This window comes from Chitinophaga horti (genome assembly GCF_022867795.2).
GTDB classification, from domain to species: domain Bacteria; phylum Bacteroidota; class Bacteroidia; order Chitinophagales; family Chitinophagaceae; genus Chitinophaga; species Chitinophaga horti.
In genome coordinates this window covers 2,171,011-2,196,552 of sequence record NZ_CP107006.1, presented here as the reverse complement: position 1 = coordinate 2,196,552, position 25,542 = coordinate 2,171,011, and the positions used below count along the sequence as shown (strand labels likewise).

The window sequence follows — 25,542 nt, the reverse complement described above, 5'->3', positions numbered from 1 at the left end:
CACCGAATTATGTTCGATATTTTTATTAAAAGGCCAGTGTTATCACTGGTCATATCCCTCATTATTACCCTGCTGGGATTACTGGCTTTATTTACACTGCCGGTTACCCAGTTCCCTGATATCGTACCGCCTTCGGTCACCGTTACCGCACGGTATACCGGCGCCAATGCAGAAGTGTGCGTAAAGGCCGTTGCCACGCCGCTGGAACGTGCAATTAATGGCGTGCCTGGTATGACGTATATGTCGTCCGTTTCGAGTAACGATGGTATTACCGTGATACAGGTATTCTTCGAAGTGGGCACCGATCCGGACCAGGCGGCCGTGAACGTGCAAAACCGTGTGGCCACCATTATTGACGAGCTGCCGGAAGAAGTGATCAAGAGCGGCGTAACGACCGAGAAAGAAGTGAATAGCATGCTGCTGTACCTGAACGTGATGAGTGATGATACCTCGCTGGACGAGCAGTTCATTTACAACTTCGCCGACATCAACGTACTGCAGGAGCTGAAACGTATTACCGGCGTAGGTCGTGCGGAGATCATGGGTGCGAAAGAATACGCCATGCGTGTATGGTTAAAGCCCGACCGTATGGTAGCCTATAACGTATCCGCCGACGAAATTACCGCGGCCATCCGCCGGCAGAACATCGAAGCGGCGCCTGGTAAAACCGGCGAAAGCTCCGACAAAGAGCCGAATATGCAGCAATACGTGTTGCGGTATACCGGTAAGTTCTACGAGCCGAAGCAATACGAAAACATTGTGATACGGGCGAATACAGACGGCTCTGTGCTATTACTGAAAGACCTTGCGGACGTGGAGTTTGGCTCGCTCACCTATAGCATGGTGTCTAAAACCGACGGCAAGCCATCCGCCTCCATCATGTTGAAACAACGCCCCGGCTCCAATGCGCAGGAAGTGATCAACAACGTTAAAGCGAAGATGGAGGAAATGAAGAAGACCAGCTTTCCGCCGGGCATGACCTACAACTTTAACTACGACGTATCGCGCTTTCTCGACGCCTCTATTCATGAAGTAATCAAAACCCTGTTCGAGGCGTTTCTGCTGGTATTTTTAGTGGTATTTATCTTCCTGCAGGATTTCCGTTCCACGCTCATCCCGGCCCTGGCCGTACCGGTGGCGTTGATCGGTACATTATGTTTCATGCAGATGATGGGCTTCTCCATCAACCTGCTTACCCTGTTCGCACTCGTACTCGCCATCGGTATCGTGGTGGATAACGCCATTGTGGTCGTGGAAGCAGTGCACGTGAAGATGAGCGAGGAACATCTGCCGCCGATGGAAGCCACACTCGCTGCCATGAAAGAGATCAGCGGGGCACTGGTAGCCATTACCCTGGTGATGTCGGCGGTGTTTATCCCGGTAGCTTTCCTGTCTGGTCCCGTGGGCGTGTTTTACAGGCAGTTCTCCCTTACGCTGGCGATCTCGATCGTGATATCCGGTGTGAATGCGGTAACGTTAACGCCTGCACTGTGCGCCATCATGTTAACACATAACACGCAGAAAAAGAACGGGCTGCTGCAACGGTTCTTTAATGGCTTTAACAGTGCTTATGGCAAAACAGAAAACAAATACGGTAAACTGATCAGCTGGATGGCCGGCCGCAGGCTCGTGACCCTCGTATTGTTGATCGTGTTTTTTGCCGCCACCTGGGGCACGAGTGCGATCTTACCCTCCGGTTTCATTCCGACTGAAGACCAGGGGATGATTTACGTAAACGTGACCACTCCTCCAGGTGCTACGGTAGAACGTACGGAAGAAGTACTGATGCAGGTGAAGCAGGGGACAGACAGTATCGAAGCCGTGGAATCGGTATCTACCCTCGCAGGTTACAGCCTGGTGAATGAAGTGGCCGGTGCCTCTTATGGTATGGGCATGGTGAACCTGAAACCCTGGGACGAGCGCGACGTGTCTGTAAACGACATCATCCGGGAGTTACAGGAGCGGACCAAACATATTGCAGATGCGAGTATCGAATACTTTCCGCCGCCAACTGTGCCGGGCTTCGGTAACTCGAGTGGTTTTGAACTGCGATTGCTGGATAAGAGCGGGGAAGGCGATGCGAAGAAAACAGCCGCCGAAACCGATCGTTTTATCGATGCATTAAAACAGCGCCCGGAAATAGGTAGCGCCTTTACCAGCTTCGATGCCAGCTTCCCGCAGTACATGGTGCATATGGACCAGCAAATGGCGGCCAAAAAAGGCGTGAGCATCGATAATGCGATGAGCAACCTGCAAACACTGATGGGCAGCCTGTACGCCTCAAACTTCATCCGTTTCGGGCAGATGTATAAGGTCATGATCCAGGCGCATCCGCATTTCCGTACCAAACCGGAAGACCTGTTGAAACTGCACGTAAAGAACGATCGCGGTGAAATGGTGCCCTACGCGGATTTCATCAAATTAGAAAGAGTGTACGGACCGGAGCAATTGACGCGCTACAATATGTACACAGCGGCCATGATCAATGGTGATGCGGCGGCGGGGTATAGTAGTAGTCAGGCTATACAGGCTGTGGAAGAAACCGCTGCCAAAGTATTACCACAGGGCTACAGCTACGAGTGGAGCGGTATGACGCGTGAACAGATCCTTTCGGGTAACCAGGCAGTGTACATCTTTATCATTGTACTGATATTCGTATACCTGCTGCTGGCGGCCCAATACGAAAGCTTCCTGCTGCCGTTGCCAGTGCTGCTTTCACTGCCTGCCGGTATATTCGGCGCCTTTATCTCCCTCAAATTACTCGGACTGGAAAACAACATTTATGCGCAGGTAGCGCTGGTAATGCTGATCGGTCTCCTGGGTAAAAATGCCATCCTGATCGTAGAGTTTGCGACGCTGCGGAGGAAACAGGGAGTGAGCGTGTTGGAGGCAGCCAAAGAAGGCGCAGTATCGCGTTTACGCCCGATCCTGATGACCTCCTTCGCCTTTATCGCGGGCCTGATCCCGTTGTGTATCGCATCCGGCGCAGGTGCCATGGGTAACCGTTCTATCGGTACTGCCGCAGCAGGCGGTATGCTGGTGGGCACCCTTTTCGGGGTCATCGTGATACCCGGGCTGTACGTACTCTTCGCATCAATGATCAAAAAGAAGCCAACACATGAAACTATATAAATATCTTATCATACCCGCCGCCGTGCTTACGAGCGCCTGCGGCACCGAAAAACACCTTACGCTGCCCGCTGCCATCGCCACACCGGCGATGCATGCGGCGGGCGGCGACTCGCTGCGAACCGACAACCTGCGCAATGTTTTTCATGACGCAAAACTTCAGGCGCTCATCGATACACTGCTGGCGAACAACTTCGACTTACTGGCAGCCACACAACGCATCCAAACCGCACGGGCGCAACTGATGCTCGCCAAAAACGCAAGCCTGCCTTCGCTGGATGTGAGCGTTCGCGCAGGCGTGGAGCGCTATGGTGACTACACGCTTAATGGCGTGGGTAATTTCGATACTAACCTGTCGCCCAACATCGATAAGGACCGACGTATTCCCGGCCCGACGCCCGATTATTTCGCAGGCTTACGCAGTTCCTGGGAAGCCGACATCTGGGGTAAACTTCGTACCCGAAAACGCGCCGCCTACGAACGTATGCTCGCGGCAGAAGAAGGTCGTCAGCTCCTGAAAACGCAACTCGTAGCCGCCGTTACCGGCATGTATTACGAACTGGCCGCGTTGGATACCGAGCTGGAAATCATCCGCCGTAACATCACGTTACAGGAAAGCGCTGTCGCCACCGTAAACATTCAGAAAGCGGGTGGACGCGCCACAGAGTTAGCCGTACAGCAGTTTTCAGCCCAATTGCTCAGCACACAGGCCCTGGAGTTCAGTGTTAAGCAGGAAATAGCCGCCCTGGAGTTTCAGTTGAACGCAGTACTCGGCCGGCTGCCGCAAAACATCCAACGGCGCGAGTTCCCAAAAGATTCACTCGTGCTGCCTGCTTTACAAGGCATCATGGCCAGTCAGCTATTAGCACGCCCAGACATCCGCCAGGCAGAGAAGGAACTGGCCGCCGCTAAACTGGATGGATGTGGAAGCCGCGCGGAAAGCCTTTTTCCCGTCGCTTACCATTTCGCCTTATGTTGGATACAATGCCTTTAAAGCCAATCTGCTGTTTCAATCGCCCGCATCACTGGCCTGGGGCGTACTTGGCGGCCTTACCGCGCCCATATTTAACCAGCGGCAGCTAAAGGCCGGATACGACATCAGTAAAGCCAGCGCCTACACGGCGTTTTACCAATACCAGCAAACCGTTGTCAATTCTTACCGCGACGTAGGCACCGCTATGAACGCTGTAGAAAACCAGCAGCAAACGTATCGCCTGAAAAGGAGAGAAGTGGATATGCTGAAGAACGCTGTGTCGACCGCCAACGTGCTGTATTCCACCGGTTATGCCTCTTACCTTGAAGTGATTACCGCGCAGAAAAGCGTACTGGAAGCGGAGTTAACGCTGGTAAACACGCAGCGCGGCATGTACCGCGGACTTGTGTCGCTTTATCGCGCACTGGGAGGAAGCTGATGAAGAATTACGTAGTTGTTACTATACATTGACTGATTGGGACGGTTGTTCAGCCATCCTTACTAGCGGGGCCGCCAAGGGCCTCGCTTTTTTTTAGTCCCCCGGTTGTCGTAAGGAAGCAACTTTCGTGTGTAGTCTTCACGGATTCGATTGCACATTGTAGACCGGCCACTCATCTATCGCCTCAGATACCTGTCCTGCAACACCCGCGCCATTACCTCGTCCTTTAAAGATCTGCTTACGGGCAGCTGATGCCCGGCGACAAACACATCCTGGCCATCAATGCTATCAATTTTATTTAGCGATACGATAAACGACTTGTGTACTTTGATGAAGTGGGAAACCGGCAGGTAATCTTCCATCGCTTTGAATGTGAGATACGTAACGAATTTCCGTTGCTTCGTATGCACAGCGATGTAGTTCTGCAGCGCTTCTACGAACAGGATATCGTCGTACATGACCTTCTCCAGCTTATTATCACACTTGATGAAGAAGTGATCGGCGGCCGGCTGCTCCGGACGGTGGCGGGCAGCGAAGTCACGGGCCTTCGTTACCGCTTTCAGGTATCTTTCAAAAGAGAAAGGTTTCACCAGGTAATCGATCACATTTAACTCGAACGCATCCAAAGCATACTCGCTATGGGCCGTGGTAAAGATCACCATCGGGGGATGCGGCAGCGAGCGCAGGAAGTCCACGCCGTTTATTTTCGGCATGCGGATGTCGAGAAACAGTAAGTCAGGCTTATCCGCCGACAACGCCGGGAGTGCGGCCGCGGGATGCTCGTACTCGCCGGTTAACTCCAGTCCCGGTGTATCTGCAAGGTATTCCCTTAAACCCTTGCGGGCGAGGGGCTCGTCATCGATGATCATGCAGCGTAAATTCATAACAATGTAATATCAAGGATCACGGAATAGGTATCGGCAGTCGTTTCTATTTCGAGTTGATGCCGTTGCGGGTAAAGCAGTGCCAGGCGTCGTTTCGCGTTGGCCAGCCCGATACCGCCTGTCGTCACCGTCTGCTGGTCCCGCGTATTAAACGTTTCCAGCCGTACACCCTGCCTGTAACGGCTGATGCGGATGCTCGCAGTATTCATTCCCGGCGCATGCGAGGAGAGATGTTTAAATACATTTTCGATAAACGGGATCAGCAACATTGGCGCGATCTCCATGCCACGAACGTCCCCATCACAAGTGAAAGCGATATCGTAGTGACTGTCATGCCGCAGCCGCTGTATATCTACATAACTGCGCAGGTACTCCAATTCCTTTTCTATGGCGATGCGCGGCGTGTTTGCGTCGTACAGCTGGTAACGCAACAGCCCCGAGAACTGCATCAGCGTATCGCGGGCCGTTTTATTCTCCTTATCGATCAGGAAATAGATCGCATTCAGTGAGTTGAAAAGCGAATGCGGGTTCATTTGCGCCCGCAGGTATTCCAGCTCCTGTTCCGCGCTCTGCCGCAATGCCTTCTGCCGGTCGAGGTAAAACTTGATACCCGCTGCCGCACCCACCATAAAGAATAACGGGATGAACACATCGTATATCTGCGCGCCCAGCGTAGCATTCGGCCACTTGCGGATGTCCATCACGTAAGGCAACAAAATCAGGTTTAGTAAACGGATAATAACCATGCCGGTGATAACCACCAGTATCGTAAAAGCCAGTGCAAATAACAGGTAGCGGCGCGTGTATAGCAGCTGGGGGATCAGTACATAATTCGTAAAGTAAACAGCGGCCGCGAGCGATAATACCTTTAACAGCCCGGCCAGTATGGTAGGAGCCATGGCCGGGTAATCGTCGAACCGCAGCAGTAGCCAGACCATGAAAAAGGTGGTCCAGAACAAAACGTGGTGCAGTTTCCATTGGAGGATCAGGCGCATCATGCAAACTAAATTTACGGAATTTAGGGCAGACCGCGACTTGACGAACGGACTATAAAACCTGACGAAAATGAATATTCCAGGTGTCCAACAGGTTGCTTCTTCGTGAAACGAAACACTCCATCCCTCCATCCCCACAATTCATTCACCCTCCACTTCCCCCAACCACGTAACCTTCGTTACTTGCGTCAAAATTGTATTGTTATGCCTCCAAAAGTCATCCTCGTGGCGCTGGCATTGAGTCTTTGCGCGTGCAGGAACAATAACCTGCAAGTGCCACCTACGAGCAGTTACCTGCTATTCCCGGGCGGACAAGTGAAATCAAAACTTGCTTACAAACACGGCCGGGCGAATACCATCAACATTGGTCCACTCATCGTTCAAACTAAAAACTGATACCCCATGCACCAGGTAAATCTTCAGGGCAACATCGGCCCGTTTTTTCTTAACACCCCTTTCTACCCACATCTCGAAAGCTTCGGCGTAGCCACCTATACACCGGGTGCCGGCGAAAGAGCAGTGTACACTTTCGACAAAGAAGCCACAGCGCTCTTCACGGTAAACGGCATCATCAAAGGCATCGCCTGTGCCGCCAACTGCGCATTGCACGGGTTAGGCCTCATCGGGCTGGAAGCTGCCACCGCACTCGCATTAATGAAAGGGCAACGCTACGAACTGGAACACGTCGTATTCGCAGACGGCAGCGAGCAGGCAGTGTATTGCTTCGAAGCCGGACTACAACTGTGGATCGGCGATAACGGACGCGTCGTAAAAGTATTTCTCGGAGACTATAACTAACATATACAATGAACCTCAAATTGATCCTTCGTATGGCGCTGATGTGCGCCTGCTGCTTTACTGCGTGTAAAAAAGACGATACGAATACGACGCCTGAACAACCCGGACAAGCCACACCTGTCGGCACACTTACAGGTACCCCCGTAAGCAAAGCCATTGGCCCCGAAGGCGGTGCGCTCACCAGTGAAGATGGCAGCCTGTCCGTAAACATCCCCGCGGGCGCATTGAACAGCACACAAACGATTACGATACAACCCATCACGAACGAAAGTGGCGAAGGTTTTCACCAAAGCTACCGCATCACACCGCACAACCTGCAAATGGCGCAACCGGCATCCATCACGTTTAACTACACTGCCGAAGCACTCAACGGCTCCGCAGCCGAAGTGCTCGGCATCGCTTATCAAAAAGCAGACGGCATCTGGATGAGCATAGATGATGTGCAACTCGACAAAGCCAGCAACAAACTCACGGTTAACACCACACACTTCTCCGACTGGACGCTGTTCCAGAAGTTATACATCGTGCCGAAAGCGCCATTGGTAGTGACGGGCGGCGAAGTACCGCTAAAGGTGAAATACCAGGTTAACAAAGTGAACGCCAATAAAGGCGAGCAGCCGATCATTTACGCAGTAGATGTTCCTAAAAAGGTCACCAAACGCTGGCGGCTTTCCGGCGAAGGCTCGCTGATTTCCCGGGCGGCAGAAGCCTGGTATACTGCGCCGATGGAAGTACCAGCCGAAAACCCGGTAGCGGTAACGGCAGAAATAGATTATGGTCAGCAGGCGGCACTGATGCTCGTTTGTAACATCAAGATACTGCAACCCGGCTTTCACATCACAGTTGGTGCGGGACCTGGCGCGGGCATTTACAGCATGACCGGCCCTTCGCAGGCCATTTACAGGAGGAATACGCAAACCACGCAGATTACCTGCTACGGTGAAAATACAGGCGGCGTAAACCGGCACATAGAGCTCGTTTTCCCGGGCAAAGGCGATGGCAGTCCGTATGCGTGGGAATGGCTGAAGCCGATCGAAATGACTTTACAGATCAATATCAATGGTGCGATAACGGTTTATCACTCTACCTGGTCCGATGACAGGCAGTGGCACGATAGTCCGGGAAGTATCGTCATCAATAAGTATGGTAATGAAGGTGAGTATGTGGCAGGATCATTTACTTCCTCGAAGTCGGGGTACAAAGACGGGGGCAGGACCGCTTGCCTCGTGTCGGGAACATTCCTTGTACTGAACGAGGGCGAGTCCAGCAACTAAAACGAATCCGCCCCGCGTTCATTCTTGTACTAGCGGGGCGGAGTGATTGCGCATGAAACCGGTAAATGCAGTTACACTATTTGCATAATACCGGTTTACACACTACATTCTATCAACCTATATGCGAACTAAAACTGTGCGTGCGTAAGGGCTAGGAATGCCGGTAGCTCTTCAAAGCCTGGTAAATCTGTAACTGGTTCCGCGACAGCACTTTCTCCCCGGGCACTAACCCGGTATCGATGTAACTCACGCCATTGGCCGCTTTCAGCACTTTCACCTCACGGGCAGCTACATTGTACTTATCACGAAACACCATCACAAAACTGTGGGTCTTATCCAGCACGACTGCGCAGGAGGGGATGGCGGGCAATTCCCGGGAGTCGTCCGGCAATGCCGCCATCTTTACGGTGTCAATGGTCACGGTATTCAACATCGTGTCACTCAGCACAAACGTGGTCTTCACCGCATCGTCAGTCGTTACGCTTCTGCAGCCCACCCAAGCCACCATAGCGGTTAGCGCCGTAAAAACATATGTTAACGATCTGATCATGCCTCCTGTATTCGTTGCTGGTACAAAGTTGGCACATGCAGATTAAAGGGGGCTTTAAGCAGGATTAAAAAGAAATTAAAATGGGGGAGAAGGAATAACACGGTGAATTACCTACTTTAGCTACGTTAAACCATTAACCCGCTATAAAATTATCCCTTATGCTAAAGAAAATATTTCTTTTGTTAGCCTTATGCATTGCCTGTTTGCAAACAGTAAACGCACAGGATGCCGGCTATGTAGATGTATTGGATTACTATGCCAACGGCACGCCGCAACATGGTGTAAAGATCAAGACAAATATTACATTTCAGAATGGATCAGTCATGCCGACAATCATGATAGAAGGTTACAATTATGGCACCGGAGCACCAATACAACTTACACTCACGTTTTACATCTACAGCAATGCTTTTGTAAACTCGTCCATTTCAAGTGCTGGTGCCTACACTCCCCAGTGTACCTCGCAAACGAGGGAGGTAAAGTAGTGATATTTATTAACTCCAAAGATTATTATCAGCGATTCCATATAAAGGCATTTGAAGTAGGGATGTTAACGCCCGCCGCGGCATTCAGCGGTTGGACGGTCGCTGATGAGGCTTTGATAAGCCTGTCCTCACCAACTTTCGAGGTCCCGTACCTAAATACCTTTTCCGGAAAAGTAGGCATCGGTATCAACGCTCCACTCGCTCCATTACACGTTGCCTCGGTGAGCACATTGAATAATCAGCACGTCGCTGCCATTTTTGGCAACGCTTACAATCACCTAACACTCTTCGGTGGCGAACACGGTGGCAGGATTCGGGGCAGCAATGAGGGATATCTCGATCTCGAGTCGAATGTGACAGGCGCGAACAACAGATTATTCCTCAATATTACATCGCCAGGACATGTAGTCATGTCAATGCAGCCGCAAAGTAACGTAGGTATAGGCACGGCTGACCCGCAATCGAAACTTGCCGTAGCAGGTACAATCACTGCTAAAAAGGTGAAGGTAACGACAACCGGCTGGCCTGACTACGTCTTTCAAGCATCCCACAAAAGACCGTCGCTTTCAGAATTGGAGCGCTTTGTAAACAGGGAGAAACACTTGCCCGGCGTTCCTTCGGCGAAGGAAATAACGGCCGATGGACACGATCTGGGAGAAATCAATAAAAAGCTCCTTGAGAAAGTGGAAGAATTGACTTTGTACCTTATCGAAGAACACAAAGCACGCCTCTTACTGGAAGAAAAAGTGAAGCAATTACAAGCATCCAGATAGCATATCCGTCACTCATTCCGGCGCAAAAGCCAGCATGAGTGATATTACCCCACCGCCGGCAACCTCACCTCAAACGTCGTCCCTTCACCCACCTTCGCCTCCACACTAATCACGCCATGGTGAATACCGACAATACGTTTACAGATCGACAAACCCAACCCATGCCCACGCATGGCCGCAGCATTCTGCGCGCGGTAAAAGGGTTCAAATACTTTGCTGATCTCTTCTGCGGGGATGCCAATACCGTTGTCCCGCACGGCAACCACGATCTGGCCGGGTTCGGTGTGAATGGTGACAGCAGCGGCGTTATCGGGGGAGAATTTGCAGGCGTTGTCGACCAGGTTGAGAAACAGTACTTTCAGCAGGCTTTCGTTGCCGTTGCAGGTCACCATGGCCTCGTTGTCCGGTATGTCGCCGAAGTTGATCTCCACGCGGGCGCTGCCTTTCTGTTTGAGTTTAATGAGGTTGGGAAGTTCCAGTAACAGTTCGTCGATGCGTACGGGGCGAAACAACGACTGGGACTGGTTCATATCAGACTGGGCGAGTTGTAACAGGCCGTTGGTAAGGTCGGAGAGGTTCTCGGCATCTTCCAGAACAGAGTGGAGTGTTTGCTCGTATTCTTCGGGCGTGCGGGAGCGCGACAAGGTTACCTGCAACTGGCTGATCATCGACGCCAGCGGGGTACGCAGCTCGTGCGAGGCGTTGCTCACGAAGCTTTTCTGCAAGTCGAAGGAGTTACTCAGGCGTTGCAGCATGGTATTGAAGTTACCGCCCAGCGAGGCTATTTCGTCCTTACCGGTAATGGTTACACGATTGTCCTGCAGGTTATTGGCGTTGATGCTGTTCACTTCCTGCACCAGCCGGTTAACGGGCTGCATCATTTTGCGGGCGAAGAGGTAAGCGATGCCGACGAGCAGTATCACCGAGATAGCCAGTTCTATCAATAGTATTTGCCGGAGACTGGCGACGAAACTCAGGCCGTATTTGTCGAGCGCGGAAACAATGATTACAAGCGGTTCTTTGCCCTTGTCGTGATAGATGCCCACGGTCTCCAGGTTATCCCGTTCGAAGTGATACACGCCGCCGCGACGAATGAACTTCAATATATCAATCTTGATGCTGATGGCGGTGTCGCGCTGACTGGAGTACACCACATCATTGTTATGGTTATATACCACGATGCTTTCGCGGTACAGGTCCTGGAAGGAGGTTTCCTCCAGCTTCTTGAGCAACTGGGTTTCCTGGCGGATGCCTTCTTCGAGTACGCTGGCTACGGAGCGGGCGCGGTATTCGAGGCGGTCCTGGAACTCCTGGCGGCGTTCTTTAACGGAGAGAAAATAGGCGAGGGTAGCGAATGTAACGAGTAATACGGTCGCGGTAACCGTATAATAAAGCGCTATTTTGAATTTGATCTTCATGCTACTCTTCGGCCAGGTAGTAACCCATGCCTGTTTTGGTATGCAGCAGTTTAGTATCGAAGTCTTTATCGATCTTTTTGCGGAGGAAGTTTACGTACACTTCTATCACATTGGTACCTGTATCGAAGTCGATATCCCATACCTTTTCGGCGATGGTGAGTTTGGAGATCACCTTGCCTTTGTTCAGCGCCAGGAACTCCAGCAGCTGGTATTCCTTGGCGGTAAGCATAATCTTTTTGCCGGCCCTGATCACGTCTTTCTTTTCACGATCGATTTCCAGGTCGGCGATAACGAGACGGTTACCCGCCCCGGTCGCAACTTCGGCGCCCATCCGTTTTAAGAATACCCGGATGCGCGCCAACAGTTCACGAAAATCAAAAGGTTTTACGAGGTAGTCGTCCGCCCCCAGGTCAAAGGCCTGCATCTTATCATCGAGACCACCGAGGGCGGTAAGCATGATGATGGGCACTTTGGCGTTGCGGCTGCGGATCACTTCACAAAGTTCGTAGCCATTGGCGTGCGGCAGGTTCAGGTCAAGAATAACGAGATCGTATTTACCGCCGGCTGCCAGGCCTTTGCCCATGCGGCCGTCGTATGCCACGTCTACTTCAAAGCCATTCTCCTCCAACCCCTTTTTCACGGCATTGGCTACTTTCACTTCGTCTTCAACTACCAGTATTTTCTGCATAAATGATAATGCTAGTTACCCAGTTTAGCTTCCAGCTCCATGATGGCTTCAAACACCTTTTCATATTGCTGGTTCACCCGGTCGAGCTCTTTACCTACGTGCGCGTATTCCTCTTCGCAGCTCTTAAACTTCTTCGGATCGGCATACGTGGCCGGATCGCCCATTTCTTCTTCCAGTTTGCCTTTTCGGGTTTTCAGACTGGCGAGCTGCGATTCTATCTGCGAGAATTGTTTCTGCTGCTTCTGCAACTCCTTCTGCGCTTCTTTATCGATGGCGCCGGCGCCTTTTACCGGTGCCGGAGGAGGCGCTGCCGCCTTCTTCACCTGCTCGTTCGCGCTGGCCGCTTTCTTCTCCGCCGCAGCCTGTTGCTGCGCCTGTGCTTCACGTTGCGCCTGGCGTTTCTTATACTCTTCCCACTCAGCGTAGGTACCTTTAAACTCTTTGATCTCGCCGTTCACGATTTCCCAGATCTTGTTGGCGGTCTGGCTCACGAAATAACGGTCGTGCGATACAAGAACGAAACTACCCTCGTATTTGTTCAATGCATCGATCAGCATTTGAACCGATAACATATCAAGGTGGTTCGTGGGCTCATCCAGCAGCATGAAGTTGGCCTGACTGATGATCGTCTTAGCCAATGCCACACGCGCTTTCTCACCACCGGAAAGGATGCGGATCTTTTTAAATACATCGTCCCCGTTAAACAGGAAGCAACCCAGGAGGGAGCGGAGTTCCATTTCAGAACGGCCACTACCGCTGGTTTTCAACTCATCGAGAATCTCGTAGTCCAGGTTCAGCGACTCCAGCTGGTGCTGCGCGTAGAAACTGGTGACCACGTTATGTCCGGGAATACGTTCACCGCTTACCGGCTCGGTACCTGCAATGATGCGCAGCAGGGTAGACTTACCCTTACCGTTCGCCCCGATGAGGGCTATCTTGTCGCCACGATTAATTTCCGCGCCGGTATGATTCAATACTTCGATCTTGCCAAAGCTCTTTGATACGTCGCTCAAGGTCAGCAGGATCTTACCCGGCTGCTTGTCCACCGAAAAGTTGATCCGGATCTTGGAAGGACCGCTATCCACCTGTTCGATACGTTCGATCTTGTCAAGCCGCTTCATCACACTCTGTGCCTGCGCCGCCTTAGAGGCTTTGGCCTTAAAGCGTTCGATAAACCGTTCCTGCTGGCGGATGTAGTCCTGCTGGTTCTCGTAAGCCCGCTGCTGCAGCTCGCGGCGCATGTCCTTCTCCACTTCGTAGTTAGAGTAGTTGCCCGCATAGTGATGCAACTCCTGCTGGTACAGTTCCACCACTTTATTTACCATCTTATCCAGGAAGAAACGGTCGTGCGATACAATGATCACCGCGCCGTCGTACGTCTGCAGGTACCTTTCCAGCCATTCGATAGAGGGAAGGTCAAGGTGGTTCGTAGGTTCGTCAAGCATCAGCACGTCCGGGTGCTGCAGGATGAGGCGTGCAAGGAGCACACGCATACGCCAGCCACCCGAGAACTGGCTGTAAGGCCTTTCCAGGTCGGCCGTGCTGAAGCCGAGGCCTTCCAGCACCTGCGCCGATTTGTTGCGCATGTTATAACCGTCCAGCGTTTCAAAGAGGTGCAGTTTGTCACTGTACTCGTTCAGCAACGCCTCGCTTTCGTTATGTTCCATTTCCGCCACCAGGCGCTCGAGGTCCTTTTCCACCTTCAGGGCTTCTCCAAAAGCCATCATGCCCACTTCGAGGATCGAGTCGTCGGACTCGAAGCTGAGCAGGTCCTGGTTAAAGAAGCCGAGCGATAAGTTTTTGGCTTTATTAAGGCTTCCGCCTGAAATAGAGTATTCGCCATTAATAATTCTGAGCAGTGTCGATTTGCCCGTTCCGTTCATGCCGATAAGGCCCACCCGGTCGCCGGGCACAATGTGCCAGGAAGCGTTCCGAACGATGGTCCTGGCCCCAAACTCAAAGGTTACATCCTGTAATGCTAACAGCATAAGTCGTCGTATAGATTAAAAAACTGTCAAAGTTACTATTTCAGTCCGGCTTGGCAAACCGGGCGAGTGAAAAGGTAGTTAAATCAGCCATGGGAATTTGTTTCAGCCGCCGTTGTGTCACTCACTGCACCGCCTGGTTCCCTAATCAACCCTTCGACCATCCTTCGTGGATCCTTCGAGGATCCTTGCTGTCACCCTGCTGAAACCTCACTGCCACAGCAGGATTACAGCAGCCGATAGCAAGGATGCACGAACGATCCTGGGAGGATCGGGCAACTTTAGCTCAGCCGGACCGACACTCCTTCGGATGGTCGGGTGATGGTTGGGTGATGGTTGGGTGATGGTTGAGTATCCCTGAAGGAGCCCTGTCGTCACGTCCTAAAATAGGTTTACACCCTTGTGAGATAATCCGGATTAAGGTTTACAAGACAGGGGTAGGTCATGAAACTAGCCTACATGCCGATAGTAGCCATGCCGTTGAAGTGAGTGACACAACGGGGGCTGGGGAAGGAAGCAGAAGGCGGTAACACAGCCATTATTTTTATATATCTTTGTTCCAAACGTAAGGAAATGGGATTGAAACTTTTAGGATTGGCGGCAGTAGCAGGGCTTTTGACGATGTCGGCGTGCCAGCAGCAAGGTAAAACGGGTGAAACGGCAGCGGCTGACGAACAAGCGGCCTTCCAGGCGCCGTACCCCGGCGTGTTTTACGATTCGTTGAAGGGGGCGCTGACTAACTACTACCATCTTTCCGGATCGCTCGTGGCAGCCAATACGATCAAAGCCAACGACGCGGCCCTTTCCTTAAAAAGTAGCATCGACAGTTTGCCGGTGGACGTACTCCGTTCCGACTCAGCCATTTTTACATTGGTGAAGTCTACCACGGGCGACATTAGTGCGGAACTGACGGGCCTGATGGGCGAAACGGACCTAGAGAAAAAACGGGCATCTTACCAGATGGTGTCGGATATGCTGTTCGACCTCATTAAAGCGACCGGCCTGAAGGGACAAACGGTTTACCGTCAATACTGCCCGATGGCCTTCGACGATAAGGGCGCTTACTGGCTGAGCGACCAAACGGAGATCCGTAACCCATATTTCGGCGACGAAATGCTTACCTGCGGCGCTGTAACCGACACGCTGCGTTACCAATAACCGATATCACCGTTGTTTTTGCTGGGAACACTTGCTTAATTTCCCCGACATATGTTTAACCGCCGGGCACACTTTATTTTACTCTCTATCATTCTGCTGACCGCGCTGGTACTGCGGTCGGGGGCGCAATCTGTGCAAAGATTCACGATCAGCGGTTACATTACCGATGCCCGCAACGGCGAATCCATTCCCGGCGCGAATGTATTGGTGAAAGGCACCCTCACCGGGGCGCAGACCAATGCCTACGGATTCTATTCTCTTACACTACCCGCAGGCGACTACATCCTGGTGTACTCGTACATCGGCGCCTCCACGCAGGAACTGACCGTCACCCTCCACCAGGACATGAAGCAGAACTTAGCGCTGCAATCCGGCGCCATCCAGGGGAAAGAGGTGGTGATTACGGACAGGCGGCGCGACCAGAACATCCGTAATACGGAGATGGGCACGATACAGCTCTCCACCGACCGCATGAAAAAGCTGCCGGCCCTTATGGGTGAGGTGGATCTTTTGAAGGTGATGCAGCTGATGCCGGGCGTGCAGGCTGCAGGCGAAGGTAATGCCGGTTTTTATGTACGTGGCGGCGGCCCTGATCAAAACCTGATCTTACTGGACGAAGCGCCTGTTTACAACACCGGGCACTTGTTCGGCTTCTTCTCGATATTTAATGCAGACGCCATTAAAGATGTGAAACTCATAAAGGGCGGCATGCCCGCCAACTATGGCGGCCGGTTATCGTCTGTGATGGATGTGAGCATGAAAGAGGGCAATAACAAGGCGTTCGAAGTAGAAGGGGGGCTGGGGGCAATTGCATCCAGGCTATCTATACAAGGCCCCATACAGCAGGACAAGTCGTCGTTTATGTTGTCGGCGAGAAGGACTTATGTGGACATTCTCACGAAACCCTTCATCCCGAAAGACAGTGACTTTTATGGGTCCGGCTACTACTTTTATGACCTCAACGCCAAGGCCAATTACCGCTTTTCGGACAAAGACCGCGTGTACGTGAGCGCCTATATGGGAAAGGACGTATTTACCTTCAACAACCGCGAGCGGGCGTTCGATGCACACATTCCCTGGGGCAATGCCACGGCGACTTTGCGCTGGAACCACGTGTTTTCGAACAAGCTGTTCGCCAATACTTCGCTGATCTACAATGACTATAAATTCGAGTTTTCCGGCAGCCAGAGCGACTTTAATATTCGCATGAAGTCGGGCATCCGCGACCTGAACGCCAAACTCGATTTCGATTACTTCCTCAATTCCAAACACCACCTGAAGTTCGGGGGCAATTATATTTACCACCAGTTTCGTCCATCATCGATCTCCGGCGTGCAGGATACGACGACGTTCAATCCCGATAACACTTACAAGAAATTTGCGCACGAAGCGGCGTTGTATATACAGGACGACTGGGAGATCAGCTCCACCCTGAAAGTCAATGCCGGTTTGCGTTACAGCGGATTTCAGCAGATTGGTCCTTACACCGCTTACGAACGCGACACAGATGGCAATAAACTCGACAGCACCAGCTGGGGAAAGGGCGTGCCTGTCCGGTCGTACGGCTGGCCAGAACCACGCGTGATCGTACGTTACGCCTGGAACAACGCCAACTCTCTGAAAGCATCGGTGACGCGCAACAACCAGTTCATACACCTGGTGACCAACGCCGGATCTTCTTTACCGACCGACATCTGGGTGCCGAGTACCTACCGCGTGAAGCCGCAGATCGCGTGGCAGTACTCCGCCGGCTACTTCCGTAACTTTAGCAACAACGATTACGAAGCCTCTATAGAAGCCTATTTCAAAGACATGCAGAACCAGGTGGAATACCGGGAAGGTTACACGCCGTCGACCACCGATCCGGAGGAAGACTTCGTGTTCGGCAAGGGCTGGGCGTATGGGGCAGAAGTGTTCGTGAAAAAAAACAAGGGCAAGTTTACCGGCTGGCTGGGTTACACCCTGGCCTGGACCTGGCGGCGGTTCCCCGACCTGAACGATGGCAATAAGTTCCCCGCCAAATACGACCGCCGGCACGACCTGGCCGTGGTAGCGACTTACGACAAGAATGAACGGTGGAGTTTTTCGGGCGTGTTTATTTTCGGATCGGGCAATACGACTACTTTGCCGGAGAAGTTCTATTTCATAGAAGGCGTGCTTCGGCAGGAGAGTGGCAGCATCAACTCTTACCGGATGGAGCCTTACCACCGTCTGGACCTTTCGGCCATTTATACACCGAAGAAGAAACGGTTCAATAACCGTGTGCAAGGTAGCTGGGCGTTTTCGGTGTACAACGTATATAGCAGGATGAACCCCTATTTCATGTATTTTTACCAGAAAGGCAACGTGGCAGATGGTACGCTGCAGCTAAAAGGACGCAAGGTTTCGCTGTTCCCGGTGCTGCCTTCGGCCACCTGGAACTTTAAGTTTTAGCACTGCTGGTTAATTTCCACCCAATTGCTTAACTTCGCAAGCATTTTATAAAGAAGATCTAAGACTAATATGATCAACATTACACTCCCGGATGGAGCAGTCAGACAGTATGAACCAGGCGTATCCGCACTGGACATTGCCAAGTCAATCAGTGAAGGACTTGCGCGCAAAGTATTATCGGCCAAAGTAAACGGCGAGGTGATCGACGCCACACGCCCGATCACGCAGGATAGTACGTTGCAGCTCCTGACCTGGAACGACCAGGAGGGCAAGTCCACGTTGTGGCACTCCTCAGCCCACCTGATGGCCGAGGCCCTGGAAGCGCTGTTTCCCGGGGTGAAGCTGGGTATTGGTCCGGCGATCGAAAGCGGTGGTTTTTACTATGACATCGACCTGGGCGACCGCCAGATCGGGGAGGAAGACCTGCGTAAACTGGAGGCCAAAATGAATGAACTGGCCAAACAGAACAACTCATACGTACGTAAAGACGTGTCCAAAGCAGACGCACTTACTTACTTCACCGACAAGCAAGACCAGTACAAACTGGAACTTATCAACGACCTGCAGGACGGTACCATTACCTTTTATACCCAGGGCGGCTTCACCGACCTTTGCCGCGGACCACACATCCCGAACACTGGTTTTATTAAAGCGATCAAACTCACCAATATAGCCGGTGCTTACTGGCGCGGAAATGAGAAAAACAAGATGCTGACCCGCATCTATGGTATCACTTTCCCGACGCAGAAGGAACTGGACGAGCACCTGTTATTGCTGGAGGAAGCGAAAAAACGCGACCACCGCAAACTGGGTAAAGAGCTGGAACTGTTTACTTTCTCTGAGAAAGTAGGTCTGGGCCTGCCACTGTGGCTGCCTAAAGGTGCTATGCTCCGCGAACGACTGCAGCAGTTCTTGCAGCGTGCGCAAATCGAGAGCGGTTACCTGCCGGTAGTTACGCCACACATCGGATCGAAACAGTTGTATGTGACTTCCGGTCACTATGAGAAATACGGTAAGGACAGCTTTCAGCCGATTTCTACTCCCGAAGAAGGAGAGGAGTTTTTGCTGAAACCGATGAACTGTCCGCACCACTGCGAGATATACAAAGCATCGCCTAAGTCTTATAAAGATTTACCCGTTCGCCTTGCGGAATTTGGTACAGTTTACCGGTATGAGCAGCACGGAGAGTTGCACGGCTTGACCCGTGTACGTGGCTTTACGCAGGATGATGCCCACCTTTTCTGTCGCCCCGACCAGGTGAAAGAAGAGTTCATCAAAGTGATCGACCTTGTGCTGTACGTATTCAAAAGCCTGAACTTTACAGATTATACCGCACAGATATCGCTGCGTGACAAGGAAGATCGCTCCAAATACATTGGCAGCGACGAGAACTGGAACCTGGCAGAACAGGCGATTATCGAGAGTGCGAAAGAAAAAGGACTGCCAACTGTGGTAGAATATGGCGAAGCTGCATTCTATGGCCCGAAACTTGATTTCATGGTGAAGGATGCGCTGGGCCGCAAATGGCAGCTTGGTACCATCCAGGTAGATTACAACCTTCCAGAGCGTTTTGAGCTGGAGTATATCGGGGCCGACAACGCCAAACACCGTCCTGTAATGATTCACAGGGCGCCGTTCGGATCGCTGGAGCGCTTTATTGCCGTACTGATCGAGCACGTAGCCGGAAAGTTCCCGCTGTGGCTGGCACCTACCCAGGTGAAAATCCTGCCAATCAGTGACAAGAGCCAGGCTTATGCGGAAAAAGTGGCAGAATTGCTGAAAAATTCCGAAATTCGCGCAGAGATTGACGATCGTAGCGAGAAAATCGGTAAAAAGATCCGCGAAGCCGAGCTAGCCAAGATTCCATACATGCTGGTGCTGGGCGAGAAGGAAGCAACCGATAACCTGGTGGCAGTACGCCGACAGGCAAAAGGAGACCTGGGAACCATGGAGATTAAAAATTTCATCGACATGGTAACCGACGAAGTAATAAATCGCAAACCTTTTGAGTAAGAAAGTCGTAATTTACGTATCAAACAGTAAAATTTAATTTTAGAACTTTATTTTTCTTAATGCAACAAAGACCAAAGCCAAATTTCAACCGGGGTAAAGGCCCTAACTTCAGAAGAGAACAACAACAAGAACATCGCACCAACAGGATGATCCGCGTTCCTGAAGTTCGATTGGTAGGTGACAATGTGGAGGTCGGCGTATATCGTACTGATGAGGCGTTGCGTATGGCGGAAGATCAGGGTCTCGACCTGGTAGAAATTTCCCCAAATGCCGTTCCCCCCGTATGTAGAATCATCGATTACAATAAATTCCTTTACGAGAAGAAGAAGAAGGAAAAGGAAATGAAAGCCAACGCGCATAAAAGCGAAGTAAAAGAGATTCGCTTTACGCCGAACACGGACGATCATGACTTTGACTTCAAGGCGAAACATGCCGAGAAATTCCTGAAGGAAGGTAATAAAGTAAAAACGTACGTTCAGTTTAAAGGCCGTGCGATCATGTTTAAAGAACGTGGTGAACTGATCCTGCTGAAGTTCGCAGAACGCCTCGCAGAGGTGGGCGCACTGGAAGGTATGCCGACGATGGAAGGTAAAAGGATGATCGCTATTTTCGCACCTAAGAGCGCGAAGAAGAAGCCATCTGAAAAGCCTGACAAAGCAGAAAGAGCGGAAAGGCCTGAAAGACCAGAGCGCCCGGAAAGGCCCGCTGGTGAACCAAGACCTGCACCGGCTGCATCAGCGCCTCAACCAGGCACTACGCAGATTACGCCAAGCGGCAGACCGCCCATCAACATCCAATACAAAAACAAACCCGCAGCAGCAGAACCTACGCCGGATCAAAATACGGAAGGTAGTAACTAAGGGTATCGATATTTCACGGAAGAAGCCTGGGACGTGGTCCCGGGCTTTTTTTATGGTGAGATTGGGTGCTTCGAAACGTTTTACGCCGGGTAAGTGAATGTATTATCGCCGGGTTAGTTGTAAGTTCGCGCTGAAACTAGGTACCTAACTGCCTGAGTGTTTTCGCCGCTCTCGACCGGATGCCTGCACTCGGTTCCTGCTCCAGTAAGTCACTGATCACGAGTACGATCTCATTACGGATATCGGGGTAAGATTTGGCAAGCTGCGCGAGTATCACCATGGAGAAAGACTTCACGGCAATCGTCTCCTGCGGGTCCTGCAGGAAGTCGAAGCAATAGTTCATCACCGGGCCGTGCAGGTGTTCGGGGATGGGCACCTGTTGCAGTACGGCCATTACATTGCGTTTAACCGCTACCGGTATGCCGGGATCGCCAAGCCGAGTAATGAGCGCATCGATGTGAGGCTTGATAAGCGTGGGGTGGTCTTCTACGACGTGGCGGAGCGTCCAGGCGGCGCGTTGCACGACGCGGTATTCATCATGCAGCACCAGGCTGACCAATTCGGCAAAACGCTTCTTATCGTTACCGATGTAAGCCGCCAGTTTTAATGTTTGTTCCTTTGAATGCTCTTCTAAAATGGCGTTACGCAAATCCATACGCGAATATAAAATTTAAGTCAACTGGCACGATAATCGGCGGTTTTACAAGATATTTGTCTCACTAAACCTGTTCATTTGCTGAAGAGAGAGTTCCGCATCATCCTGTTATCGCTGGCGGTCAGTTTTGTATTGACGATCGCCAAGTTCACCGCCTGGTTTATGACGCATTCTGTGGCGATCCTTTCGGATGCCCTGGAGTCGATCATCAACGTGGTGGCGGGCGCTTTCGCAAGTTACAGCATCTACCTCACCAGCAAACCCCGCGACGAAAACCACCCCTACGGACATGGAAAGGTAGAGTTTTTCTCGATTGGATTTGAGGGCGCGATGATCTTTATTGCGGGCTGTCTTATCCTGTTTAAAGCCGCGCAATACTTTTTTACGCCGGCACCTATCGAGGATGTGGACCAGGGTGTATGGATTACAGGGGCCACTACAGTGATCAATTTCGTTTTGGGAAGATACCTGTTGTATGCAGGAAAACGCTCCGGTTCGATTACGCTGAGCGGGAACGGGCAGCACATCCTCACGGATGCTTACAGCTCGGTCGCATTGATCATCGCGCTGTTACTGATTCACTTTACAGGCTGGGACTGGATAGACCCGGCGACGTCGGCCATTATGGGTGGCTTCATCCTGTTTAAAGGTTATCAACTGTTGCGCCGTTCTATTTCTGGTTTGATGGATGAAACCGATATGCAGGTCGTTGATAAGGTGATCGATATTCTATCCACCCACCGCCGCCCCATGTGGATCGACGTACACAATATGCGGGTGCAACAGTACGGCAGCAACTATCACATCGACTGTCATATCACCATGCCTTACTACATCGAATTAAGTCAGGCTCACGATGAACTGAAAGCGGTGGATGCACTCATCAACCGGGAATTACCGAAGGGAGAAACGGAGTTTTTTATACACACCGATCCGTGCGTGCCTACGAGCTGTCCATACTGCCAGCTGCTGCAATGCCCGGTGCGCAGTCATCCTTTTAAAGAGAAAATTGAATGGACAAGAAGTAACGTGCTGCCTAACCGCAAGCACGGCGAATAGGCTATTCGGCCCCGGCTTCTTCACCATCTGCCTGTCCTAACACTTCGCGGATAGGTTTTACAGCATGGTAAATAGCGCGGTTGTAGCGATTGCCCAATATCACCAGCGTGGTAGAATCATGCACAAAACGATAGAACACCGTGTTGTTACCATGCCACCAGCCGTTGTGGTAAACGATATTACGCGTACTATCAGGATACACCATCAAACGCCAGCCTAAGCCATAATTGCGGATGCCTGGCTTTTCATTGCTGTAAGGCTGAAAGGCTTCTTTCAAAGTAGCGTCGCTAAAAAGTTTCCCGGAGTAGAGCGCCTGGTCCCATTTCAACATGTCTTGTGCCGTGCTGTAAATGCCTTTATCACCTACCACACCATCGAAGTTCACATCTGGCTCGGGCCTGCCGCGGAAGTCGTGGCTTACCGTCTGATGCGGACGTTTAGGCCTGAGACCGTCGTCGACAAACGTGTTGTACATATCCAGTGGCTGGAAGAACGTGTGCTGCATGAAGTCCGGGAACTTTTCTCCGCTCACCTTTTCAACGATAGAGGCCAGCAGCAGGTAGTTCGTATTACAATACTGGAAATGCGTGTTAGGAAGATGTTGTATGCGTGGGCGATGTTTGATCATGAGGCCGATCACATCGTTGTTGGTCATGAGTTTATTGCGATCAGGCCAAAGGCTGTCGCAGAAGTAAAGATAATTCGGCAGGCCGCTGCGGTGATTGAGCAACATTCTTACCGTGATGCCTTTATAGGGGAAGTCGGGGAAGAAGTGTTGCAGGCTATCTTCCAAAGAAAGCTGCGCTTTTTCTACCAGGTGCATTATAGCCATACCTGTGAACGTTTTCGACACCGAAGCAAGCTGGAAGCTGGAACTATCTGTAAGCGGCGTACGGGTTTTGAAGTCCTCGAAGCCATTATAATTTTCGTATAACACAACCCCTTTACGTGCGACCAGGATAGCACCGTTGAACCCACTTCTCTTCAGTTTTTCTGCATAAACAAAAGCCATATCACGGCTGATGCGCTTACTGGCCGGCAGGTTGCGGATAGAATCCTTTTGCGCGGCTGTTAGTCCAAGGGTGTAGACATTCTCATTTGGATTGTTCTCATTCTTCACGTCTTTCCGGTGGGCCACGCTATTGCTACATCCTGAAAACAGGAGCGAAGCTGATAAGGACATGGCTAAAACACCTATGGCTGCATGCTTGCACTTCATCTCTAATAGAAAACTATGGGTCAGTTTGGTTATAAAAGCCCTAAAAATAAGCGCTGATACCGCCTTTGCCAAATAAAATTGCACGATACGCTCGTTTTTTAAGGAGTTTTTAAGATATGATCCTAAAATTTATTCAAAAAATGAGCCAAGTCGACCCAAAATTTTGAGAAAATCGAATTTGCTGAAGCCGGTATTTGATTTGTGCTTAAACTCTGGTAGGTTTGCGACTTGACGTTATCGAAAATAAAGATGAATATGAGTGAACGTAAAATAACCAGTTATCCGAAGGAAAAGATCAACATTTTGCTCCTGGAAAACATTAGCGAGGCTGCAGCCAACGAGTTTAAGGATGCAGGTTACGCGAACGTGAAAAGACTTACCGGTGCGCTCAGCGAAGAAGACCTGGTACGCGAGATCAAAGACGTACATCTGCTGGGCATCCGCTCCAAAACGCAGGTTACTGCCGCTGTACTCGAAGCAGCCAATAAGTTACAGGCGATCGGCTGTTTCTGTATCGGTACTAACCAGGTTGACCTCAAAACAGCCCGTACCTCGGGTGTAGCGGTATTTAACGCACCGTATTCCAATACCCGTTCCGTTGCTGAGCTGGTGATCGGACTTTCCATTATGCTGATCCGTCGCATTCCCGACAAGAACGCCGCTGCGCACGAAGGCATCTGGAAAAAAGAAGCGACCGGTAGCTTCGAGTTGCGCGGAAAAACCCTCGGCATAGTGGGTTACGGTAACATCGGTAGCCAGGTGAGCGTACTGGCCGAAGGGATGGGCATGAACGTGCTTTATTATGATGTGGAAACCAAACTCCCGTTGGGTAACGCCGTACAGGAGCGGCAGCTGAAAGAACTGTTCAGCAAGTCGGACATCATTACCCTGCACGTGCCATCCACCGCGCGCACCGAAAACATGATCGACAAAGAGATCCTTCAATATGCCAAGAAAGGCGCTATTTTCATCAACTACGCCCGTGGCGAAGTGGTGAACCTCGACGACCTGAAAGATGCATTGGTAAGCGGGCAGCTGTCTGGCGCGGCGATCGACGTATTCCCTATTGAACCCGAGAAAAACGGTGCGGCTTTCAGCACACCGTTACAAAAGCTGTCGAACGTGATATTGACGCCGCATATCGGGGGCAGCACCGAAGAAGCCCAATTCAACATCGGCCTGGATGTGAGCGCGAAGATGCTGAACTACCTGGAGAAGGGTGCCAGCTTCGGTTCTCACACCATCCCGGCAATCAGTGTACCGGCTGTTGAAAATACGCATCGCATCCTGCACATTCACGAGAACGTTCCGGGTGTATTGTCGGCTATCAACACGGCCTTGTCGCAGAACAAGATCAACATCCTGGGCCAGTACCTTAAAACCAATGATACAATTGGTTACGTTGTACTGGACGTGGATTCGAAGCTTTCGCAGGAAGCGTTTACGTTGCTGAAAGAGGTGCCGCATACGATTAAAGCGAGGTTGTTGTATTAGTTTGATTTAATTGCTGATAGTGAAGGAACGCCTGGTGGCGTTCCTTTTTTTGTTGAAGGATGTTGCAAAAGTTGAATGGTGCGCTGGCGCGCGCGTTACTATAAATGACCGGTGTTTGAGGGGAGAATGTGTTGCAAAAGATGAATTGTGCGCTGGGGCACGCGTTACTATAGTTGACCGGTGTTTGAGGGGATGGTGTATTCTCTTATTATTGAGCAGGATGTTTCTTTTTGTGATTTCAGGTGATGTGAAACCATAAG

General features: G+C 51.3%; 22 protein-coding genes. 14 read left to right on the top strand and 8 right to left on the bottom strand.

Annotation, left to right across the window (positions count from 1 at the left end; genetic code table 11):
• Positions 1-9 precede the first annotated feature (9 nt).
• The 3 genes from MKQ68_RS08905 to MKQ68_RS08895 are packed head-to-tail and all read left to right on the top strand — an operon-like array spanning position 10 to position 4,541.
• Positions 10-3,132: an efflux RND transporter permease subunit gene (locus MKQ68_RS08905; RefSeq protein WP_264282985.1), complete on the top strand. Its 3,123-nt coding sequence runs from the start codon at positions 10-12 to the stop codon at positions 3,130-3,132.
• A complete protein-coding gene (locus tag MKQ68_RS08900; protein WP_264282984.1) occupies positions 3,119-4,123 on the top strand; it encodes a TolC family protein in 1,005 nt (334 codons plus the stop codon). The genes MKQ68_RS08905 and MKQ68_RS08900 overlap by 14 nt, the downstream gene beginning before the upstream one ends.
• Positions 4,053-4,541, top strand: coding sequence for a TolC family protein (locus tag MKQ68_RS08895; protein ID WP_264282983.1), 489 nt, complete (start codon positions 4,053-4,055; stop codon positions 4,539-4,541). Before MKQ68_RS08900 ends, MKQ68_RS08895 begins: the two co-directional genes overlap by 71 nt.
• Before the next feature lie 176 nt (positions 4,542-4,717).
• Here MKQ68_RS08895 and MKQ68_RS08890 read toward each other — a convergent pair whose 3' ends face one another.
• Both MKQ68_RS08890 and MKQ68_RS08885 read right to left on the bottom strand, forming a co-directional pair.
• Positions 4,718-5,425 carry a LytR/AlgR family response regulator transcription factor gene (locus MKQ68_RS08890; protein ID WP_264282982.1) on the bottom strand — a complete coding sequence of 236 codons (708 nt, stop codon included), beginning with the start codon at positions 5,423-5,425 and terminating at the stop codon, positions 4,718-4,720.
• Complete coding sequence (locus tag MKQ68_RS08885; protein ID WP_244837566.1) at positions 5,422-6,423, bottom strand: sensor histidine kinase; 1,002 nt, start codon at positions 6,421-6,423, stop codon at positions 5,422-5,424. Before MKQ68_RS08885 ends, MKQ68_RS08890 begins: the two co-directional genes overlap by 4 nt.
• A 201-nt stretch (positions 6,424-6,624) precedes the next feature.
• Between MKQ68_RS08885 and MKQ68_RS08880 the strand changes: the two genes are divergently transcribed.
• From MKQ68_RS08880 to MKQ68_RS08870, 3 genes are read left to right on the top strand one after another with little or no spacing between them, the layout of a single operon-like run.
• Positions 6,625-6,816: a hypothetical protein gene (locus MKQ68_RS08880; RefSeq protein WP_264282981.1), complete on the top strand. Its 192-nt coding sequence runs from the start codon at positions 6,625-6,627 to the stop codon at positions 6,814-6,816.
• A gap of 6 nt (positions 6,817-6,822) precedes the next feature.
• Positions 6,823-7,218 carry a hypothetical protein gene (locus MKQ68_RS08875; protein WP_264282980.1) on the top strand — a complete coding sequence of 132 codons (396 nt, stop codon included), beginning with the start codon at positions 6,823-6,825 and terminating at the stop codon, positions 7,216-7,218.
• Between the two features lie 8 nt (positions 7,219-7,226).
• Complete coding sequence (locus MKQ68_RS08870; RefSeq protein ID WP_264282979.1) at positions 7,227-8,492, top strand: hypothetical protein; 1,266 nt, start codon at positions 7,227-7,229, stop codon at positions 8,490-8,492.
• 151 nt (positions 8,493-8,643) lie between these two features.
• On the opposite strand, the gene MKQ68_RS08865 is transcribed toward MKQ68_RS08870, so the two are convergent.
• A complete protein-coding gene (locus MKQ68_RS08865; protein WP_264282978.1) occupies positions 8,644-9,042 on the bottom strand; it encodes a hypothetical protein in 399 nt (132 codons plus the stop codon).
• A gap of 158 nt (positions 9,043-9,200) precedes the next feature.
• On the opposite strand from MKQ68_RS08865, the gene MKQ68_RS08860 reads away from it, so the two are divergent.
• On the top strand, positions 9,201-9,527 hold the full coding sequence (locus tag MKQ68_RS08860; protein ID WP_264282977.1) for a hypothetical protein: 327 nt from the start codon (positions 9,201-9,203) through the stop codon (positions 9,525-9,527).
• The gene (locus MKQ68_RS08855; RefSeq protein WP_264282976.1) at positions 9,527-10,300 is read left to right on the top strand and encodes a hypothetical protein; all 774 of its coding nucleotides are present in this window, start codon (positions 9,527-9,529) and stop codon (positions 10,298-10,300) included. The genes MKQ68_RS08860 and MKQ68_RS08855 overlap by 1 nt, the downstream gene beginning before the upstream one ends.
• Positions 10,301-10,344: 44 nt before the next feature.
• Here the strand turns inward: MKQ68_RS08855 and MKQ68_RS08850 are convergent, their stop codons facing one another.
• From MKQ68_RS08850 to MKQ68_RS08840, 3 genes are read right to left on the bottom strand one after another with little or no spacing between them, the layout of a single operon-like run.
• Positions 10,345-11,718: a sensor histidine kinase gene (locus MKQ68_RS08850; RefSeq protein WP_264282975.1), complete on the bottom strand. Its 1,374-nt coding sequence runs from the start codon at positions 11,716-11,718 to the stop codon at positions 10,345-10,347.
• Position 11,719: 1 nt separating this feature from the next.
• Positions 11,720-12,406, bottom strand: coding sequence for a response regulator (locus MKQ68_RS08845; RefSeq protein ID WP_264282974.1), 687 nt, complete (start codon positions 12,404-12,406; stop codon positions 11,720-11,722).
• Positions 12,407-12,417: 11 nt separating this feature from the next.
• Complete coding sequence (locus tag MKQ68_RS08840) at positions 12,418-14,394, bottom strand: ABC-F family ATP-binding cassette domain-containing protein (RefSeq protein WP_264282973.1); 1,977 nt, start codon at positions 14,392-14,394, stop codon at positions 12,418-12,420.
• A 570-nt stretch (positions 14,395-14,964) separates the two neighbouring features.
• Between MKQ68_RS08840 and MKQ68_RS08835 the strand changes: the two genes are divergently transcribed.
• From MKQ68_RS08835 to infC, 4 genes are all read left to right on the top strand, one after another.
• Positions 14,965-15,549 carry a DUF3347 domain-containing protein gene (locus MKQ68_RS08835; RefSeq protein ID WP_264282972.1) on the top strand — a complete coding sequence of 195 codons (585 nt, stop codon included), beginning with the start codon at positions 14,965-14,967 and terminating at the stop codon, positions 15,547-15,549.
• A 51-nt stretch (positions 15,550-15,600) separates the two neighbouring features.
• A complete protein-coding gene (locus tag MKQ68_RS08830; protein WP_264282971.1) occupies positions 15,601-17,982 on the top strand; it encodes a TonB-dependent receptor in 2,382 nt (793 codons plus the stop codon).
• Between the two features lie 69 nt (positions 17,983-18,051).
• Entirely contained in the window at positions 18,052-19,995 is a 1,944-nt protein-coding gene (gene thrS, locus MKQ68_RS08825) for a threonine--tRNA ligase (protein ID WP_264282970.1), read from the top strand.
• Positions 19,996-20,054: 59 nt separating this feature from the next.
• Positions 20,055-20,855, top strand: a complete 801-nt coding sequence (gene infC, locus MKQ68_RS08820) for a translation initiation factor IF-3 (protein WP_264282969.1) — start codon at positions 20,055-20,057, stop codon at positions 20,853-20,855.
• A gap of 136 nt (positions 20,856-20,991) precedes the next feature.
• Here the strand turns inward: infC and MKQ68_RS08815 are convergent, their stop codons facing one another.
• Positions 20,992-21,510: a HEAT-like fold family protein gene (locus MKQ68_RS08815; RefSeq protein ID WP_244837606.1), complete on the bottom strand. Its 519-nt coding sequence runs from the start codon at positions 21,508-21,510 to the stop codon at positions 20,992-20,994.
• 78 nt (positions 21,511-21,588) lie between these two features.
• Here MKQ68_RS08815 and MKQ68_RS08810 point away from each other — a divergent pair, with 78 nt between their 5' ends.
• Complete coding sequence (locus MKQ68_RS08810) at positions 21,589-22,569, top strand: cation diffusion facilitator family transporter (RefSeq protein WP_264282968.1); 981 nt, start codon at positions 21,589-21,591, stop codon at positions 22,567-22,569.
• A 1-nt stretch (position 22,570) separates the two neighbouring features.
• Here the strand turns inward: MKQ68_RS08810 and MKQ68_RS08805 are convergent, their stop codons facing one another.
• A complete protein-coding gene (locus MKQ68_RS08805) occupies positions 22,571-23,752 on the bottom strand; it encodes a serine hydrolase domain-containing protein (protein ID WP_264282967.1) in 1,182 nt (393 codons plus the stop codon).
• A 291-nt stretch (positions 23,753-24,043) separates the two neighbouring features.
• On the opposite strand from MKQ68_RS08805, the gene serA reads away from it, so the two are divergent.
• Positions 24,044-25,282, top strand: a complete 1,239-nt coding sequence (gene serA, locus MKQ68_RS08800) for a phosphoglycerate dehydrogenase (protein WP_264282966.1) — start codon at positions 24,044-24,046, stop codon at positions 25,280-25,282.
• Positions 25,283-25,542 lie beyond the last annotated feature (260 nt).

Coding starts and splice junctions, on each gene's coding strand:
- MKQ68_RS08890 (WP_264282982.1), bottom strand. CDS start 5,425: ATGAATTTACGCTGCATGATCATCGATGACGAGCCCCTCGCCCGCAAG.
- MKQ68_RS08815 (WP_244837606.1), bottom strand. CDS start 21,510: ATGGATTTGCGTAACGCCATTTTAGAAGAGCATTCAAAGGAACAAACA.
- thrS (WP_264282970.1), top strand. CDS start 18,052: ATGATCAACATTACACTCCCGGATGGAGCAGTCAGACAGTATGAACCA.
- MKQ68_RS08860 (WP_264282977.1), top strand. CDS start 9,201: ATGCTAAAGAAAATATTTCTTTTGTTAGCCTTATGCATTGCCTGTTTG.
- MKQ68_RS08830 (WP_264282971.1), top strand. CDS start 15,601: ATGTTTAACCGCCGGGCACACTTTATTTTACTCTCTATCATTCTGCTG.
- MKQ68_RS08900 (WP_264282984.1), top strand. CDS start 3,119: ATGAAACTATATAAATATCTTATCATACCCGCCGCCGTGCTTACGAGC.
- MKQ68_RS08840 (WP_264282973.1), bottom strand. CDS start 14,394: ATGCTGTTAGCATTACAGGATGTAACCTTTGAGTTTGGGGCCAGGACC.
- MKQ68_RS08805 (WP_264282967.1), bottom strand. CDS start 23,752: ATGTCCTTATCAGCTTCGCTCCTGTTTTCAGGATGTAGCAATAGCGTG.
- MKQ68_RS08885 (WP_244837566.1), bottom strand. CDS start 6,423: ATGATGCGCCTGATCCTCCAATGGAAACTGCACCACGTTTTGTTCTGG.
- MKQ68_RS08870 (WP_264282979.1), top strand. CDS start 7,227: ATGAACCTCAAATTGATCCTTCGTATGGCGCTGATGTGCGCCTGCTGC.
- infC (WP_264282969.1), top strand. CDS start 20,055: ATGCAACAAAGACCAAAGCCAAATTTCAACCGGGGTAAAGGCCCTAAC.
- MKQ68_RS08905 (WP_264282985.1), top strand. CDS start 10: ATGTTCGATATTTTTATTAAAAGGCCAGTGTTATCACTGGTCATATCC.
- MKQ68_RS08850 (WP_264282975.1), bottom strand. CDS start 11,718: ATGAAGATCAAATTCAAAATAGCGCTTTATTATACGGTTACCGCGACC.
- MKQ68_RS08875 (WP_264282980.1), top strand. CDS start 6,823: ATGCACCAGGTAAATCTTCAGGGCAACATCGGCCCGTTTTTTCTTAAC.
- MKQ68_RS08865 (WP_264282978.1), bottom strand. CDS start 9,042: ATGATCAGATCGTTAACATATGTTTTTACGGCGCTAACCGCTATGGTG.
- MKQ68_RS08845 (WP_264282974.1), bottom strand. CDS start 12,406: ATGCAGAAAATACTGGTAGTTGAAGACGAAGTGAAAGTAGCCAATGCC.
- serA (WP_264282966.1), top strand. CDS start 24,044: ATGAGTGAACGTAAAATAACCAGTTATCCGAAGGAAAAGATCAACATT.
- MKQ68_RS08880 (WP_264282981.1), top strand. CDS start 6,625: ATGCCTCCAAAAGTCATCCTCGTGGCGCTGGCATTGAGTCTTTGCGCG.
- MKQ68_RS08835 (WP_264282972.1), top strand. CDS start 14,965: ATGGGATTGAAACTTTTAGGATTGGCGGCAGTAGCAGGGCTTTTGACG.